Source organism: Pseudomonas sp. McL0111 (assembly GCF_052567255.1).
Window position 1 is genome coordinate 137,147 of record NZ_CP199585.1, and the last position, 16,490, is coordinate 153,636.

General features: G+C 59.9%; 18 protein-coding genes. 13 read left to right on the plus strand and 5 right to left on the minus strand.

Going from position 1 to position 16,490, the window contains the following annotated elements:
* Positions 1-47: 47 nt before the first annotated feature.
* From ACTWLJ_RS00700 to ACTWLJ_RS00715, 4 genes are all read right to left on the minus strand, one after another.
* Positions 48-806 carry a collagen-like protein gene (locus tag ACTWLJ_RS00700; protein WP_401216600.1) on the minus strand — a complete coding sequence of 253 codons (759 nt, stop codon included), beginning with the start codon at positions 804-806 and terminating at the stop codon, positions 48-50.
* Positions 799-1,080: a DUF1145 domain-containing protein gene (locus ACTWLJ_RS00705; protein ID WP_445179515.1), complete on the minus strand. Its 282-nt coding sequence runs from the start codon at positions 1,078-1,080 to the stop codon at positions 799-801. The genes ACTWLJ_RS00700 and ACTWLJ_RS00705 overlap by 8 nt, the downstream gene beginning before the upstream one ends.
* 161 nt (positions 1,081-1,241) lie before the next feature.
* Complete coding sequence (locus tag ACTWLJ_RS00710; RefSeq protein ID WP_445179516.1) at positions 1,242-1,964, minus strand: OmpA family protein; 723 nt, start codon at positions 1,962-1,964, stop codon at positions 1,242-1,244.
* Positions 1,965-2,054: 90 nt separating this feature from the next.
* Positions 2,055-2,750, minus strand: coding sequence for an OmpA family protein (locus ACTWLJ_RS00715; protein ID WP_401216605.1), 696 nt, complete (start codon positions 2,748-2,750; stop codon positions 2,055-2,057).
* 199 nt (positions 2,751-2,949) lie between these two features.
* Here ACTWLJ_RS00715 and ACTWLJ_RS00720 point away from each other — a divergent pair, with 199 nt between their 5' ends.
* The 4 genes from ACTWLJ_RS00720 to ACTWLJ_RS00735 are packed head-to-tail and all read left to right on the plus strand — an operon-like array spanning position 2,950 to position 4,689.
* The gene (locus ACTWLJ_RS00720; RefSeq protein ID WP_445179517.1) at positions 2,950-3,447 is read left to right on the plus strand and encodes a DUF6231 family protein; all 498 of its coding nucleotides are present in this window, start codon (positions 2,950-2,952) and stop codon (positions 3,445-3,447) included.
* A 4-nt stretch (positions 3,448-3,451) separates the two neighbouring features.
* Positions 3,452-3,928: a YchJ family protein gene (locus tag ACTWLJ_RS00725; protein ID WP_401216609.1), complete on the plus strand. Its 477-nt coding sequence runs from the start codon at positions 3,452-3,454 to the stop codon at positions 3,926-3,928.
* Positions 3,929-3,973: 45 nt separating this feature from the next.
* Complete coding sequence (locus ACTWLJ_RS00730; RefSeq protein ID WP_445179518.1) at positions 3,974-4,468, plus strand: LEA type 2 family protein; 495 nt, start codon at positions 3,974-3,976, stop codon at positions 4,466-4,468.
* Positions 4,465-4,689, plus strand: a complete 225-nt coding sequence (locus tag ACTWLJ_RS00735; protein WP_445179519.1) for an SEC-C metal-binding domain-containing protein — start codon at positions 4,465-4,467, stop codon at positions 4,687-4,689. Before ACTWLJ_RS00730 ends, ACTWLJ_RS00735 begins: the two co-directional genes overlap by 4 nt.
* Before the next feature lie 183 nt (positions 4,690-4,872).
* On the opposite strand, the gene ACTWLJ_RS00740 is transcribed toward ACTWLJ_RS00735, so the two are convergent.
* Positions 4,873-5,430 (minus strand): cysteine hydrolase family protein, encoded by a 558-nt coding sequence (locus ACTWLJ_RS00740; RefSeq protein ID WP_445181435.1) that lies wholly within the window; start codon positions 5,428-5,430, stop codon positions 4,873-4,875.
* A gap of 143 nt (positions 5,431-5,573) precedes the next feature.
* On the opposite strand from ACTWLJ_RS00740, the gene ACTWLJ_RS00745 reads away from it, so the two are divergent.
* The 9 genes from ACTWLJ_RS00745 (at position 5,574) to ACTWLJ_RS00785 (ending at position 16,313) form a co-directional block, all read left to right on the plus strand.
* Positions 5,574-6,218, plus strand: a complete 645-nt coding sequence (locus tag ACTWLJ_RS00745) for a glutathione binding-like protein (protein ID WP_445181436.1) — start codon at positions 5,574-5,576, stop codon at positions 6,216-6,218.
* Between the two features lie 152 nt (positions 6,219-6,370).
* Positions 6,371-8,821, plus strand: coding sequence for a penicillin acylase family protein (locus ACTWLJ_RS00750; protein WP_445179520.1), 2,451 nt, complete (start codon positions 6,371-6,373; stop codon positions 8,819-8,821).
* A gap of 193 nt (positions 8,822-9,014) precedes the next feature.
* Positions 9,015-10,049 carry a ligase-associated DNA damage response exonuclease gene (locus tag ACTWLJ_RS00755; RefSeq protein WP_445179521.1) on the plus strand — a complete coding sequence of 345 codons (1,035 nt, stop codon included), beginning with the start codon at positions 9,015-9,017 and terminating at the stop codon, positions 10,047-10,049.
* Entirely contained in the window at positions 10,046-11,734 is a 1,689-nt protein-coding gene (locus tag ACTWLJ_RS00760) for an ATP-dependent DNA ligase (RefSeq protein WP_445179522.1), read from the plus strand. Before ACTWLJ_RS00755 ends, ACTWLJ_RS00760 begins: the two co-directional genes overlap by 4 nt.
* Positions 11,735-12,128: 394 nt before the next feature.
* Positions 12,129-12,911 (plus strand): transporter substrate-binding domain-containing protein, encoded by a 783-nt coding sequence (locus ACTWLJ_RS00765; protein ID WP_445179523.1) that lies wholly within the window; start codon positions 12,129-12,131, stop codon positions 12,909-12,911.
* Positions 12,912-12,968: 57 nt separating this feature from the next.
* Positions 12,969-13,697, plus strand: a complete 729-nt coding sequence (locus ACTWLJ_RS00770) for an ABC transporter permease (RefSeq protein WP_445179524.1) — start codon at positions 12,969-12,971, stop codon at positions 13,695-13,697.
* On the plus strand, positions 13,694-14,404 hold the full coding sequence (locus tag ACTWLJ_RS00775) for an ABC transporter permease (RefSeq protein WP_445179525.1): 711 nt from the start codon (positions 13,694-13,696) through the stop codon (positions 14,402-14,404). Before ACTWLJ_RS00770 ends, ACTWLJ_RS00775 begins: the two co-directional genes overlap by 4 nt.
* 12 nt (positions 14,405-14,416) lie before the next feature.
* Entirely contained in the window at positions 14,417-15,535 is a 1,119-nt protein-coding gene (locus tag ACTWLJ_RS00780) for a succinylglutamate desuccinylase/aspartoacylase family protein (protein WP_445179526.1), read from the plus strand.
* Between the two features lie 13 nt (positions 15,536-15,548).
* On the plus strand, positions 15,549-16,313 hold the full coding sequence (locus ACTWLJ_RS00785) for an ABC transporter ATP-binding protein (RefSeq protein WP_445179527.1): 765 nt from the start codon (positions 15,549-15,551) through the stop codon (positions 16,311-16,313).
* Positions 16,314-16,490: the final 177 nt, after the last annotated feature.

Here is a 16,490-nt window from a genome sequence, read left to right on the forward strand (position 1 = left end):
GTGGCCAGGGAGCTTGCTCCCTGGCCACAATGATGAACAGCGTGCTGCTAAAGGCGCTGCACTGTCACCGAACCCGGCGAACCCACTGGCCCCGGCTGACCATCAGCCCCGGCCTTGCCATTCTTGCCACCATCGGCCTGATACACCAGACAGCCTTTGGACTTGCCGCCCGCACCGGCCTTGCCGCCAACGCCCGGTGCGCCACCGGCGCCGCCAGCCACGTTGACCTTGATCAGCTCAGCGGGAAACGCGCGTGGCACTTCCAGACGCACCAGTGCACCCGAAGCCCCCGGCTGGCCGTCGCTGCCATTGCTGCCGTCAGCGCCGTGACCGGCCTGACCGTAAGTGCAACCCGGTGCCTCTCCGTTGCCGCCATCAAGGCCGATGAAACCCGGCGCACCGGTGCCGCCACGGGCATCGACCAACAATTGCGGTGCATTCAAGGCCTTGAATTGCAGATTCAGATTACGACCCGAGCGCGCTGCTTTCTGATAAGTCCCCGGCGCTCCGCGTGCGGTGATCTGGCTGCCTTCGCTCAGTTCGGCGCGAATGACCTTCATATCCAGCGCCTGTTCGCCCGGCACGATGGCAATACGTGCTTCATGGCCGAGGCGCAGTTCACCCACGCTCAGCTCGGTGACGTTCGCCGGAATCAGCAGGGTGCCGTAATCGGCGACTTCCAGTTTTTCCAGCTGCAAAGTGCTGGCGGTGTTCGGCAAACGCATCAGGGAGTTGCTTTCGACACTCACCACCTGCGCACAGGCCAGCGGGCTGATGAATGCAGCAAGAAGACAAAGTTTACGCATGGGAAGAAGCCTCCGGAGCGGCCGGGGCCGGGATGGTTTGCAGGTGGAATACGCCAAACAGCAGGATGCGTGCACGGTCACGCCAGGGATGCGGGCGACCTTGAAGAGTGCGATTGCTCAGCAGCATCTCCAGCACATGAATCAGCAACAACAGACCACCGGCCAGATTGACCAGAAGATGCAGCGGATGCACGAACGGCATCAACTGATTGGCCAGCACCACGCAGCAAAACAGCAGGGTCAACAAGCGCCCCAGCCCCCAAAACATCTTCATACGCTCCCCCGTATCTGAATTATTCTTTGGGCGCACATTAACGGCTTCCCGGGGGGATAAGCCAGAGGGGCAAAAGAAAAAAACCAATAAGCCGCCGGATGGCTGCCGGTTTCCCGACGTTTACCACCCGACAGCTCTAGTCCGCGGACTACAGACACGTCTTAGCGATTGATATGCAACTCCACCCGACGGTTTTTCGCCCGCCCTTCTTCGGTCGTGTTATCGGCTACCGGTTCGCTTTCGCCACGCCCTTCGCTGGTGAGTTTGTTCGGGGCCAGGCCCTGACTCAGCAGATACGCGGCGACGCTACTGGCGCGGCGTTCGGACAATGCCTGGTTATAGGCATCCGAACCCTTGCTGTCGGTGTGACCGACAACTTTGATGCTGACTACATCGGCATTGCGCAGTTTGTCCATCAACGTATCCAGCTGCGCTTTGGCCGCAGGCGTCAGGTCGGATTTGTCGAAATCGAACAGCACATTACCGGCGTCGCTGAGGGTGATGACTTCAGATTGCGGGGCCGGTTCGGCAGGTTTCTCGGTCACCGGATACTGCGGCAACGGGCAGCCACGGTGATCGACCGGGGTATTGGCCGGAGTGTCCGGGCAACGGTCGCGGCGGTCGAACACGCCATCGCCGTCTTCATCGCCATCCTGGGCGTAGCAGATCAGGCCGCCAGTCAGTATCCCCAGTGCTGCGCCGCCACCGGCCCAGCCGCCACTTTCAATCGCGCCGAGACCGCCGCCGACCAGTCCGCCAATAAGGCTGCAGATCGGCCACGTACGTTGATTGAGGGGGGCAGTGCCATCGCTGTGGGTGGCGCAACCGGTCAATAAGCTGCCCAGCAGCAGAACCGGCAAGACGGACCTTGAGAAAACAGTCATTGTGAAAGCTCCTGTGTCACCGGCCCATACCGGTTACACAGGAGTAAAGACCCGCATCCGCGACTGCACAAGGCGCGGATGCGAGGGGGGCTAACGTTGGATTTTGATTTCGGTACGACGGTTCTGTGCACGACCGTCTGCAGTTTTGTTGTCGGCCACTGGCTGGCTTTCACCCATACCATGCACCGAAACGAAGCTTGCGCGCGGCACACCCTGCTGGATCAGGTATTCCACCACCGAGTGCGCACGACGATCCGAGAGTTTTTTGTTGTAGGCATCGCTGCCGACGCTATCGGTATGACCGGTCACGGTCAGTTGCGCAGTAGAGGACTCCTGTTTCAGGCGAGTGGCGACTTTGTCGAGAACCTGTTTGTCAGGACCGGTCAGCGTGGCTTTGTCGAACTGGAAGTGCACATCACGAATGACGATGGTTTCTTCCTTGACCACTACCGCTTCTTCAACCACTGCCGCCGGGACTGGTGGAGGGCAGCCGTCAGCATCGACCTGCACGCCTTTAGGTGTGTGCGGGCACTTGTCGCGACTGTCCGGCACACCATCGCCATCTTCGTCGCCATCGCCATGCACCCAGCAATAAGCCGCTGCCGTACCACCGACCAGCAAGGCGCCGTAACCGGCCCACGCCGAACTCTCAGTCGCGCCGATGCCTGCGCCGACGACGCCACCGACCGCCGCACACGTCGGCCAGTCGGTTTTCTGTAAACCTGCGCAACCAGTCAACACACTGGTTAGCAGAATCAAAGGTAATGCTGTCCGAACTATGCTCATCTGGTTTTCTCCTGAGGGATCGGCTTAGAACCGATTCAGGGAGTAAAGACCGGAGTTTTAATCTCCGCCAGCAATAGGCCACCGCTGTTTGCGACCGTGTTCACAGGACTTCGGCGCATTTGCCGCAAACCTGCGAGACAGGGCTCTTTGCCGCTGCGATCAGGCAGGCTAGTCTTGGCGGTCTGATTGAGGAGCTTCGATGAACGTCGCCATTTCTTCCCGTACGCCGCAACAGGCATTGGCCGCTTTGCTGGATCGCTATGCGCCGGCACGCCTGCTGTTGATCGGCGCCAGCGAATTTCCGGCATTGAGCGCTTTCAAGGAAGCGCACCCGGACACTTTCGTTGCCCACACCGCACCCGGCGCCTTGCCTGCCGAGCTGGCGGCACAACGTTTCGATCTGGCGCTGGTGGTCGACTGCCTGGAGCATCTACCCAAGCGCGATGGCCTGAATCTTCTCGGCGGGATTCGCAACCTCAACGCCAGCCGCATCGCCGTGCTGGCGGACTTGTCGGCCTGCGGCTGGCAGGAAACCGATTTCTTTTCGCTGGCCCTGCAAGCCAGCGAGCGATTCCAGCGCGACGATCAAGTGTTGACCCTGTTCACCTATGATCTGCTTGACTACAAACAAGTCCCCGACTGGCTCAACTCACGGTTCTGGGCCAATCCGGAAAACTTCGGGAAATACTGGTGGTAATGCAATGAGTACAGCCATTTGCCCTTGCGGCAGCGGCAATCTGCTGGATGCCTGCTGCGGTCATTATCACGAAGGCCTGCCGGCCCCTTGCGCCGAGGCTTTGATGCGTTCGCGCTACAGCGCCTACGTGCTGGGCCTGATCGACTATCTGGTGGCGACCACCCTGCCCGCCCAGCAAACGGGACTGAATCGCCAGTCGATCAGCGACTGGAGTGCGCAGAGCACCTGGCTTGGCCTTGAGGTGGAAAGCTCGGAAGTGTTCGGCGGTCAGCCGGAGCATGCTTTCGTCACCTTCACTGCGCGCTGGCATGACAGCCAGGGCGAACACAGTCATCGCGAGCGTTCCTCTTTTGTGCAGAATGCCGGGCGTTGGTACTTCATTGATCCGACTGTGCAGTTGAAGCTGGGGCGCAACGATGCCTGCCCTTGCACCAGCGGGCAGAAGTTCAAAAAGTGTTGTGCGGGATATTTCGGCGGTTGAAGCGATTTTTTAACGGCTAGACTGGGCTTCAAAGGGAGTTCAACCATGCTCGGTCAGTGGCGCGTTATCAAAACCTTCACTCTGCTGCTGTTTCTGGGCATGGGTGGCTGTGCGTCGTGGTTCAGCGATGACAGCCTCGATCCCGCCGTGCATCTGGTGAAAGTCGAGGTGGTGCGGGCCAAACTGCTCGAACAGAAATTCATCCTGCACTTTCGCATCGACAACCCCAATGACAGCGACCTGACTGTGCGCGGACTGGAATATCGCATCCATCTGGCCGACCTGTTACTGGCTGAAGGCGAGCATGAACGCTGGATCACCGTCGGCCCGAAAAGCAGTGCCTTTTACAAAGTGCCGATCCGTACCAACCTGTGGCCGCAGGTCAAAGAAGTGGTAAAAATGCTGAAAAGTCCCAATCAGCAGATCCCCTACCGGTTGCAGGGCGAGATGGAAACCGGTTTATTCATCGCCCACTACGTGCACCTGGAGCGCAATGGCGTGATAATCCCCGCCGATTTAATTCCGGAGCAACACCGATGACTCAGCAACCTCATGTTCATGGCCCTGACTGCAATCACGATCATGACCACGACCATCACGACCATCACGACCATCACGATCATGACCATGGTCATGTTCACGGCCCGAACTGTGGCCACGCCCATCAAGAGCCGGTGCGCAACGCTCTGAAAGACGTTGGCCGCAACGACCCGTGCCCATGCGGTAACGGCAAGAAGTTCAAGAAGTGCCACGGCGCTTGATGCTTCGGGCGAAGTTTATCTTCGCCTGACAGATCGCCTTCGCGAGCAGGCTCGCTCCCACATTCGGATGCTGTACACCGCGGTCCCTGTGGGAGCTGGCTTGCCAGCGATGAGGCCAGCACTTTCAACATTGATTTCGCCTGACACTTAGCCATCGCTGGCAAGCCAGCTCCCACAAGGTTCTCAGTCAGCAGCAAGAATATGGGGGCTACTGACCACCGTCGCATACTCCCCATCCAGATTCCCCAGCGACATCGCATGCACGTCCTCCGCCGAGCGCAACGTGCCGAAATAATCCGCCTTGTCGAAGGTAAAACACGCATCCTCCGCCACCCAGGCATCAAACCCCAGATTGCCCGCCGTGCGCGCCGTGGACTCCACCGAGTTATTGGTTGCTACGCCTACGATCAGCAACTGCTCGATCCCGGCCTCACGCAATCGCGCCTCCAGCCCCGTCGCACAAAACGCATCCGGCACGTGTTTCTGGATCAGCCATTCGCCGATCTGCGGCAAAAACTTTTCCTGAAACTCCACACCCGACTGCTCCGGCCAGAACACTGAATCCGGCGACCGCGACAGATGCTGCACATGAATCACCGTTCGCCCGCTACGTCGCCAAAGCCCCAGCAGATCGAGGATGCGCGCTTCCGCGTCAGGATTATTGCGCCGCCCCAAACGTGGATGCAGGATGCCTTTTTGCTGGTCGATGATGATCAGCGCGGTATTGGCCTTCAGCTCCATGGCGATATTTCTCACTCGGGGTCATTGAATTTTCCGCAGTTCAGCATCACCTCATCCTGTGAAGCAAGCTATCGAACACACAGGACGACCTGATGCCGGCGTTTGCTGTCCGCGAGCAAGCCATCCCTGATTTGGAGCTTTCCATGATCGACCTGTATTACTGGACCACCCCCAACGGCCATAAAATCTCGCTGTTCCTCGAAGAAGCCGGCCTCGCCTACAAGGTGAACCCGATCAACATCAGTCAGGGTGAGCAGTTCCAGCCGCACTTCCTGAAAATCTCCCCGAACAACCGCATTCCGGCCATCGTCGACCATGAGCCTGCCGATGGCGGCGAACCGTTGTCAGTGTTCGAGTCCGGCGCCATCCTGCTGTATCTGGCCGAGAAGACCGGGAAATTCCTGCCCAAGGATCTGCGCGGCCGGCAAACGGCGTTGCAATGGTTGTTCTGGCAGATGGGCGGACTGGGGCCGATGGCTGGGCAGAATCATCATTTCAGCCAGTTCGCGCCGGAGAAGATTCCGTATGCGATCAAGCGCTATATCGATGAGACCGCGCGTCTTTATGGCGTTCTGGACAAGCAATTGGCGAGTCATGAGTTCGTCGCCGGCAGCGAATACAGCATCGCCGACATGGCGATCTACCCGTGGATCGTTTCCCACAAGTGGCAGAGCCAGAACCTTGAGGACTTCCCCAACGTGCAGCGCTGGTTCAACCAGATCAAGGATCGCCCGGCGACCGTGAAGGCGTACGCGCTGGTGCAGAAGATCAACCCGCCGAAATCCTGACCTGGATATGAACCTTTGTGGTGAGGGGATTTATCCCCTCACCACAAAGTCCGGTGCTATCTCACAAATAACTTTATCCGCAGCTTGCGCGGCACCCTCCTGCTCTCTAACGTAGCGCCTTTACTGATGCTACCCCCCGCAGGAGCTTTGCCATGGCCTCGCCAGCCCTTTCACATTTTCTTCCCCGGTTCGGCGTTGCCACAGCAGTGGCCGGTGTTTTGAGCCTGACCGGTTGTCAGACCTGGAACACTCAGGACACCCTCCCGCCGACCTCCGGTGTGCAGCCGCTCAAGGGCCTGGCGCAGAACGTTTCGGTGCGCCGCAATGCCATGGGCATGCCGCTGATCGAGAGCAACACGTTCCACGACGCGTTGTTTTCCCTCGGCTACGTGCATGCCAGCGACCGCATCAACCAGATGGTCACCCTGCGTCTGCTCGCACAGGGCCGTCTGGCGGAAATGTCCGGCCCGTCGATGCTCGACGCCGACCGCTACATGCGTGCAGTCAACCTGAAGAAAAGCGCCGGTGAGCTGTATAAAGCCTCGTCGCCACGCCTCAAGCGTTTCTTTGAAGTCTATGCGCGGGGCGTCAACGCCTACCTGTTCCGTTATGCCGACAAGTTGCCGGGCGACCTCGCCTCCAGCGGTTACAAGCCTGAATACTGGAAACCGGAAGACTCGGCGCTGATCTTCGCCCTGCTGAATTTCAGCCAGTCGGCCAACCTGCCGGAAGAAATCTCCTCGCTGGTGCTCGCCCAAAGCGTCACCACCGACAAACTCGCCTGGCTGACCCCGTCCGCTCCGGACGAGAACCTGCAACAGGCCGAAGCCGACAAACTGCAAGGCCTCAAGCTCAACGGGCAAATTCCCGGTTTGACTGAACTGAGCAACGCCAGCCAGCAACTGTCAGCGATGAATCTACTCGGCGCCGCGTCGTCGAATAACTGGGCAATCGCCCCGCAACGCAGCCGCAGCGGCAAAAGCCTGCTGGCCAGCGATAGCCATGGCCCGTTGGCCGCGCCGTCGCTGTGGACTTTCGTGCAGATCCGCGCACCGAAATATCAGGCCGCTGGCGTGACCGTCGCCGGTCTGCCAATGGTGCTGGGCGGTTTCAACGGCAAAGTGGCGTGGAGCATGACCAGCGTGCTCGGCGACAACCAGGATCTGTTCCTGGAAAAAATCCGCCGTCAGGGCAGCAGTCTCACCTACGAAGTCAACGGCAAGTGGCAACCGCTGGCCGTGCGCAACGAAACCTACTTCGTCAAAGGCCAGCGGCCGATTCGCGAAGCGGTGTACGAAACCCGTCATGGCGCGCTGCTCAACAGCGCCCAGGCAGCGGCGCAAGGCAGCGGCTTCGGTCTGGCCTTGCAGACGCCGAGCTTCACCGACGACAAGTCGCTGGACGCGTTTTTTGATCTGACCCGCGCCCAAACCGTCGAACGCGCTTCGGACGCCAGCCGGGAAATCCGCGCCATCGCCCTGAATCTGGTGTTCGCCGACGCCAGCAATATCGGCTGGCAAGTCACCGGACGTTTCCCCAACCGCCGTGAGGGCGAAGGTCTGCTGCCATCGCCGGGTTGGGAAGGTCGTTACGACTGGGACGGTTATGCCGACCCGATGCTGCACCCGTACGATCAAGACCCGGCACAAGGCTGGCTCGGCACTGCCAACCAGCGCGTGATCCCACACGGTTACGGCATGCAACTGTCGAACTCGTGGGCCGCGCCGGAGCGTGGCGAGCGTCTGGCGGAACTGGCCGGCAGCGGCAAGCACGACAGCCGCAGCGTGATCGCCATGCAGTATGACCAGAGCACCACGTTCGCCGCCAAGCTGAAGAAAATGTTCGAAGCGCCGGGCATGGCACAACCGCTGAAAAAAGCCATTGAAGCGCTGCCCGAAGCAGACCGCAACAAAGCGCGCGAGGCGTTTACTCGTCTGATGGCGTTCGACGGCAAGCTCAGCCCGACCTCCGCTGACGCCGCGATTTATGAGCTGTTCCTGCAAGAAAGCATGAAGCAGATCTTCCTCGACGAACTGGGCCCCGAGAGCAGTCCGGCGTGGAAAGCCTTTATCGCCAATGGTGATCTGTCCTACTCGGCGCAAGCCGACCATCTGCTGGGCCGTGAGGACAGTCCGTTCTGGGACGACATCCGCACACCGCAGAAAGAAGACAAACCAACCATCCTCGCCCGCAGCCTGGCGGCGGCGATCAGCGCCGGTGACAGCCAGTTGGGCGGAGATCATCGTGCGTGGCAGTGGGGCAAGCTGCACAGCTACACCTGGAAAAACGCCAGCGGCCAGACCGTTCGCGGCCCGATTGCAGCCGGCGGCGACCACACCACGCTCAACACCGCAGCGTTTGCCTGGGGTCAGGACTTCAGCACCACGCGTGCGCCGTCGATGCGTTTCATTGTCGACTTTGGCCAGAGCGAGCCGCTGATGGGGCAGAACGGCACTGGCCAGTCCGGTAACCCGGTCAGCCCGAATTACCTGAATGGCATCGATGCCTGGCTGAAGGGGCAGTACATCGGTTTGCCGATGCAACCGCAGAACTTTGATCGGGTATACGGTAAAACCCGCCTGACCCTTACACCGGGCAAGTAACACCGCTATCCCCTGTGGGAGCGAGCTTGCTCGCGAATGCGTCGTGTCATTCAGCATTGATTCCGGCTGATCCACCGCATTCGCGAGCAAGCCCGCTCCCACATTTGTTTTGTATCGCCTTCAAAAACAATCGATAGAACTTCCGACCCCGCGCCAACCTCATAGCTAACAAGCCCCCCATTCTGGTAACGACATGGACCTTGTTATCGCCCGTCCCGAAGGCCTGTATTGCCCGGCCGGTGACTTCTACATTGACCCGTGGCGCCCGGTCGAGCGCTCGGTCATCACCCATGCCCATGGCGATCATGCGCGCACCGGCAATCAGCATTACCTGGCGTCCAGCGCCAGCGAAGGCATTCTGCGTGCCCGGCTCGGCGACGATATCAACCTGCAAACCCTCGCTTACGGCCAACGCTTGACCCATCACGGCGTGACCTTGAGTTTTCACCCGGCCGGTCATGTGCTCGGCTCGGCGCAAGTGCGCCTGGAATACGGCGGCGAAGTCTGGGTCGCTTCCGGTGATTACAAAATCGAGCCCGACGGCACCTGCGCGCCTTTCGAACCGGTGCGCTGCCACACCTTCATCACTGAATCGACCTTCGGCCTGCCGATCTATCGCTGGCAGCCGCAAGCGCAGGTGTTCAGCGAGATCAACCAGTGGTGGCAGGCGAACATTGCGGCCGGCAAGGCCAGCGTGCTGTTCTGCTACTCATTCGGCAAAGCCCAGCGGATTCTCCACGGCATCGACGCCAGCCTCGGCCCGATTCTCAGCCACGGCGCGGTCGAGCCGCTGAACCGGGTCTATCGCGAGGCCGGCGTGTACTTGCCGCCAACGATCTATGCCGGCGACATAAAAAAGAGCGATCCGATCATGCGCCAGGCATTGGTCATCGCCCCGCCGTCGGCCGGTGGCAGTGGCTGGATGCGGCGTTTCGGCGACTACAGCGACGCGTTCGCCAGTGGCTGGATGCGCCTGCGCGGCACACGTCGTCGGCGCGGTGTGGATCGCGGTTTTGTGCTGTCCGATCACGCCGACTGGCCCGGCCTGTTGTGGGCCATCGAACAGACCGGCGCCGAACGGGTGATGGTCACGCACGGTTCGATTGGCGTCCTGGTTCGGCATCTGCGCGAACAAGGTCTGGATGCCCAAGGCTTCAATACCGAATACGGCGATGACGAAGAAGACAATATCGCCGCCGAGCCCGCCATCGCCGAGGTGCAGGCATGAAGGCCTTCGCCGGGTTGTACGCCGAACTCGACGCCACCACATCGAGCAATGCCAAACTCGCGGCGATGCAAACGTACTTCGCCCAGGCTGCGCCGGAAGATGCGGCGTGGGCGGTGTACTTTTTGTCCGGTGGCCGGCCTCGGCAATTGGTGCCGGTGCGGATTCTGCGCGAGCTGGCGGTCGAGGTGTCCGGGTTGGCGCCATGGCTGTTCGAGGAAAGTTATCAAGCGGTTGGCGATCTGGCGGAAACCATTTCGCTGGTGCTACCAGAAAATCTCCACAGCTCCGACGCTGGTCTCGCCGAATGGATCGAAGACAAACTGTTGCCACTGCGCGGTGAAACCCCAGAATATCTCGCCCGACAGTTACCCGCGTTATGGGCGCAACTGGATCGCTCCAGCCTGATGCTGTGCATCAAGTTGATCACCGGCAGTTTCCGCGTCGGGGTCTCCAAACTGTTGGTGACCCGCGCACTGGCCTCGATGGCCGGGATCGACAGCAAACGCGTCGCGCAACGGATGGTGGGTTACACCGACCTGTCCAACCGGCCGAACGCAGCAAGTTATCTGAAGCTGATCGCGCCAGAGTCTTCCGACGAACATGCGCAACGCGGTGGCCAGCCCTACCCGTTTTTTCTCGCCCACGCCTTGGCGCAACCGGTCGAAGAGTTCGAGGCGCTATTGGGGCCGGCGAGCAATTGGCAGGTGGAGTGGAAGTGGGACGGCATCCGTTCGCAAGTGGTCAAGCGCGATGGCCGATTGTGGATCTGGTCGCGCGGCGAGGACCTGGTCACCGAGCGCTTCCCGGAACTCGACACGCTGGTGCACGGCTTGCCCGACGGCACGGTGATCGACGGCGAAATCGTAGTCTGGAAAAGTACCCATCCGACCACCGAAGACGCTTTCGATCCGCAATCGATTACGCCGCCAGCGGTGCAACCGTTCGCCCTGCTCCAGCAACGGATCGGCCGGAAGACCCTCGACCGGAAAATCCTCGAAGAGGTGCCAGTGGTGGTGCTCGCCTACGACCTGCTGGAATGGCAGGGCGAAGACTGGCGCAATCGGCCGCAAGCAGAACGACGGGCGCAACTGGAACAAGTGGTCGCGCAGTGCAACAGCCCGGTGTTACTGCCGTCGCCCGTATTGACCGGCAGTGACTGGTTCGACCTCGCCCGCCAGCGTGAAGCTTCGCGGCGTCTGGGCGTCGAGGGCATGATGCTCAAGGCTCGCGATGCGTTGTATGGGGTTGGCCGCACCAAGGACATGGGGGTTTGGTGGAAATGGAAAGTCGACCCGTTCAGTGTCGATGCGGTGCTGATTTATGCGCAGCGCGGGCATGGTCGCCGCGCCAGTCTTTACAGCGATTACACCTTCGCCGTGTGGGACGGCCCACCCGAGGCCAGTCAACGTGCTTTGGTGCCATTCGCAAAAGCCTATTCGGGACTGACCGATGCACAGATGCGTGAAGTCGACAGCATTGTGCGCAAGACCACTGTGGAAAAATTCGGCCCGGTGAGCAGCGTTACGCCGAGTCTGGTGTTTGAGCTGGGGTTCGAAGGCATTGCCCTGTCGCGACGGCACAAGAGCGGGATCGCCGTGCGCTTCCCGCGCATGCTGCGCTGGCGTCAGGACAAGACCGTGGATGAAGCGGACAGTCTGGCGACGCTGCAAGACCTGCTGGCCTGACCCGGTTTCCGGGGACAAACCTCTTTTTTGAGCCAACTGAATTACCTGTGGCGAGGGGATTTATCCCCGTTCGGCTGCGCAGCAGTCGTAAATCCTGCACCAGTGATCCAACTGAAATAATGCAGGGGGCCGCTTCGCTGCCCAACGGGGATAAATCCCCTCGCCACAATGATTAGCTGAACCTCCAGATCAGCAGTCTTGAACCGAGATGGTGCACCCCATTCCCGATGCCCGTTTTCGTGCATCAATCCTCAGCTACTCTCCCTGTCCTCGACCTTTTAAACGCTCGTTCGGGACTCTGGTTCGGAAATTGCTACTTTCTATAGGTCGTACGCGTTCCAGTAACAATAATTCTGCGCCACAAGCGCTCATATTGGTTCTTAGGGATTGAATAATGAAAAAAGCATTGCTGACCCTTTCTGCACTGGCGTTGTGCATGGCCGCCGGCTCCGCGCTGGCCAAGGAATACAAAGAGCTGCGCTTTGGCGTTGACCCTTCGTACGCACCGTTCGAGTCGAAAGCGGCCGATGGCAGCCTGGTGGGCTTCGACATTGATCTGGGCAACGCGATCTGCGCCGAGCTGAAGGTCAAGTGCAAATGGGTTGAAAGTGACTTTGACGGCATGATTCCGGGCCTCAAAGCCAATAAATTCGACGGTGTGATCTCGTCGATGACCGTTACCGAAGCGCGCGAAAAAGTCATCGACTTCTCCAGCGAGCTGTTCTCCGGCCCGACGTCCTTCGTATTCAAGAAAGGCGCCGGCATCACCGAAGACACCGCATCCCTGAAGGGCAAAACTGTCGGTTACGAGCAAGGCACCATTCAGGAAGCCTACGCCAAAGCCGTACTGGACAAGGCCGGCGTGAAAACCCAGGCCTACGCCAACCAGGATCAGGTCTACGCGGACCTGACTTCCGGCCGTCTCGATGCTTCGATCCAGGACATGCTGCAAGCCGAACTGGGCTTTTTGAAGTCGCCACAGGGTGCCGACTACGAAGTCAGCAAGCCAATTGACGCGCCTTTGCTGCCAGCCAAAACCGCTGTCGGTATCAAGCAAGGTAACACTGAGCTGAAAGCGCTTTTGGATAAAGGTATCAAAGCGTTACACGACGACGGCAAATACGCCGAGATTCAAAAGAAACACTTTGGCGATCTGAATCTGTACAGCGGCAAATAATGCCCCGGCGCCCATCATTCGATGGGCGCCTTTTCCATCCGCTCAGGTTGCTGATTTATGTTCGAAAACCTCTTACAAAATCTGGGGCTCTCCGCGTTCAGCCTTAAAGGCTTCGGCCCGTTGTTGCTGGAAGGCACCTGGATGACCATCAAATTATCGGCGTTGTCGCTGCTGGTGGCCGTGTTGCTCGGTCTGATCGGCGCCAGCGCCAAGCTGTCAAAAGTGAAATTGGTGCGCCTGCCCGCCCAGCTCTACACCACGTTGATTCGCGGGGTGCCGGATCTGGTGCTGATGCTGCTGATTTTCTACAGCCTGCAAACCTGGCTGACATCGCTCACCGACTACATGGAATGGGAATACATCGAGATCGACCCGTTCAGTGCCGGGGTGATTACCCTGGGCTTCATTTATGGCGCGTACTTCACCGAAACCTTCCGTGGCGCGATCCTCGCCGTGCCTCGCGGGCAGGTTGAAGCGGCCACGGCCTATGGCCTTAAACGCGGCCAGCGCTTTCGCTATGTGGTGTTCCCGCAAATGATGCGCTTCGCCCTGCCGGGCATCGGCAACAACTGGATGGTGATGCTCAAGGCCACCGCGCTGGTTTCGATCATCGGTCTGGCCGATCTGGTCAAGGCTGCTCAGGACGCCGGGAAAAGCACGTATCAACTGTTCTACTTTCTGGTCGTCGCCGCGCTGATCTATCTGCTGATCACCAGTGCCTCGAATTTCATCCTGCGCTGGCTCGAACGCCGCTACGCCGCCGGTTCCCGGGAGGCCGTACGATGATCGAACTCTTGCAAGAATACTGGCGTCCCTTCCTTTATACCGACGGCCAGAACATCACCGGGCTGGCGATGACGATGTGGCTGCTCAGCGCCTCGATTTTCTTCGGCTTTATCGTCTCGATTCCGCTGTCGATTGCGCGGGTTTCGCCGCACTTCTATATCCGTTGGCCAGTGCAGTTTTACACCTACCTGTTCCGTGGCACGCCGCTCTACATCCAGTTGCTGATCTGCTACACCGGGATCTACAGCCTGGCCGCCGTGCGTGCGCAACCGATCCTCGACAGTTTCTTTCGCGATGCGATGAACTGCACGATCCTCGCCTTCGCCCTGAACACCTGCGCCTACACCACGGAGATTTTCGCCGGGGCGATACGCAGCATGAACCACGGCGAAGTCGAAGCGGCCAAGGCTTACGGTCTGACCGGCTGGAAGCTGTATGCCTACGTGATCATGCCTTCAGCCCTGCGCCGTTCGTTGCCGTATTACAGCAACGAAGTGATCCTGATGCTGCACTCGACCACCGTGGCCTTCACCGCGACCATCCCCGATATCCTGAAAGTCGCCCGGGACGCCAACTCGGCGACCTTTCTGACGTTTCAGTCGTTCGGCATTGCCGCGCTGATCTACCTGACCATCACCTTTGCGCTGGTCGGCCTGTTCCGCCTCGCCGAACGCCGATGGCTGGCCTTCCTCGGCCCGACTCACTAGGACCTTTCTGAAATGCGCCACCAGATTCATGACCTGCTGGCCCCGCTACCGGGGACCGCACGACAGATTCACAGCTTCCACTTCGGCCCGGAGCAGGCCAAAGGCAAGATCTACATCCAGTCTTCGCTGCACGCCGACGAACTGCCCGGCATGCTCGTGGCCTGGCATCTCAAGCAGCGTCTGACGGAGCTGGAAGCCGCCGGGCGCCTGCGCAGCGAAATCGTGCTGGTGCCGGTGGCCAATCCCATCGGCCTCGAACAAGTGCTGATGGACGTGCCGCTGGGCCGTTACGAGCTGGAGAGCGGGCAGAACTTCAATCGCTGGTTCGTCGATCTGAGCGAAGAAATCGGCAACGATATCGAAGCAAAACTCGGCGACGATCCGCAGCGCAATCTCGAACTGATCCGCGCCAGCCTGCGCACCGCCCTCGCCCGCCACACTGCCAGCACCCAATTGCAGTCCCAGCGCCTGACCCTGCAACGGCTGGCCTGTGATGCGGATATGGTTTTGGACCTGCATTGCGACTTCGAATCCGTGGTGCATCTGTACACCACGCCCGAAGCCTGGCCGCAGGTTGAACCGCTGGCGCGTTACATCGAATCGCAGGCAAGTCTATTGGCCACCGACTCCGGCGGTCAGTCGTTCGACGAATGCTTCACGCTGCTGTGGTGGCAATTGAAGGAACGCTTCGGCGAACACTTCGAGATTCCGCTGGGCAGCTTCTCGGTGACCGTCGAGTTGCGCGGCCAGGGCGACGTCAATCACCCGATGGCCAGCCGTGACTGTCAGGCGTTGCTGGATTATCTGGTGCACTTCGGCGCCATCGTCGGCGAACCGGCTGAGTTGCCGGCATTGCCGTATCCGGCCACACCGCTGGCGGGTGTCGAACCGGTAGTCACCCCGGTTGGCGGACTGCTGGTGTACACCGCCGCAGCCGGGCAACACCTCGAAGCCGGACAGCAAATCGCCGAAATCATTGACCCGATCAGTAATCAGGTCACCCCTGTTCATTGCTCCGCTGCCGGCCTGATGTACGCCCGCTCGCTGCGGCGCATGGCCACTGCCGGCATGGCGATCGCGCACGTCGCGGGCACCGAAGCCTATCGCAGCGGCTACCTACTTTCGCCTTGAGGATGTCTGTCCCATGTACAAACTGACCGTTGAAGGCCTGCACAAAAGCTACGGCGACCATCAGGTGCTCAAAGGCGTTTCGCTCAAGGCCAAAACCGGTGACGTGATCAGTCTGATCGGCGCCAGCGGCTCGGGCAAAAGCACCTTTTTGCGCTGCATCAACTTTCTCGAACAACCCAACGACGGCGCGATGAGCCTCGATGGCCAGACCATCCGTATGGTCACTGACCGTCACGGCATGCACGTGGCTGACGCCAATGAACTGCAACGCCTGCGCACCCGTCTGGCGATGGTCTTTCAGCACTTCAACCTGTGGAGCCACATGACCGTGCTGGAAAACATCACCATGGCCCCGCGCCGGGTGTTGGGTTGCAGCAAGCAAGAAGCCGACGACCGTGCCCGGCGCTATCTGGACAAGGTCGGCCTGCCGGCGCGGGTCGCCGATCAGTACCCGGCATTTCTCTCGGGTGGTCAGCAACAGCGCGTGGCGATTGCCCGGGCGCTGGCAATGGAGCCGGAAGTCATGCTGTTCGACGAACCGACTTCGGCGCTTGATCCGGAATTGGTCGGCGAGGTGCTGCGAGTGATTCAGGGCCTGGCCGAAGAAGGCCGGACGATGATCATGGTCACCCATGAAATGAGTTTTGCGCGCAAGGTGTCGAGCCAGGTGCTGTTCCTGCATCAGGGTCTCGTAGAAGAAGAAGGCGCCCCGGACGATGTGCTGGGCAATCCAAAGAGCGAACGCCTCAAGCAATTCCTCAGCGGCAACCTCAAGTAACCTCGTAAGCAAAACCCTGTGGGAGCGAGCTTGCTCGCGAAAGCGGTGTGTCGGTCAATGCAAATGTTGCCTGACACGCCCAATTCGCGAGCAAGCTCGCTCCCACAGTGGATCTGATTAAACTTGTCCTCCCGAGACGTGGTCACTGAAGGAACACCTTTCAGAGCGCACGCCGCC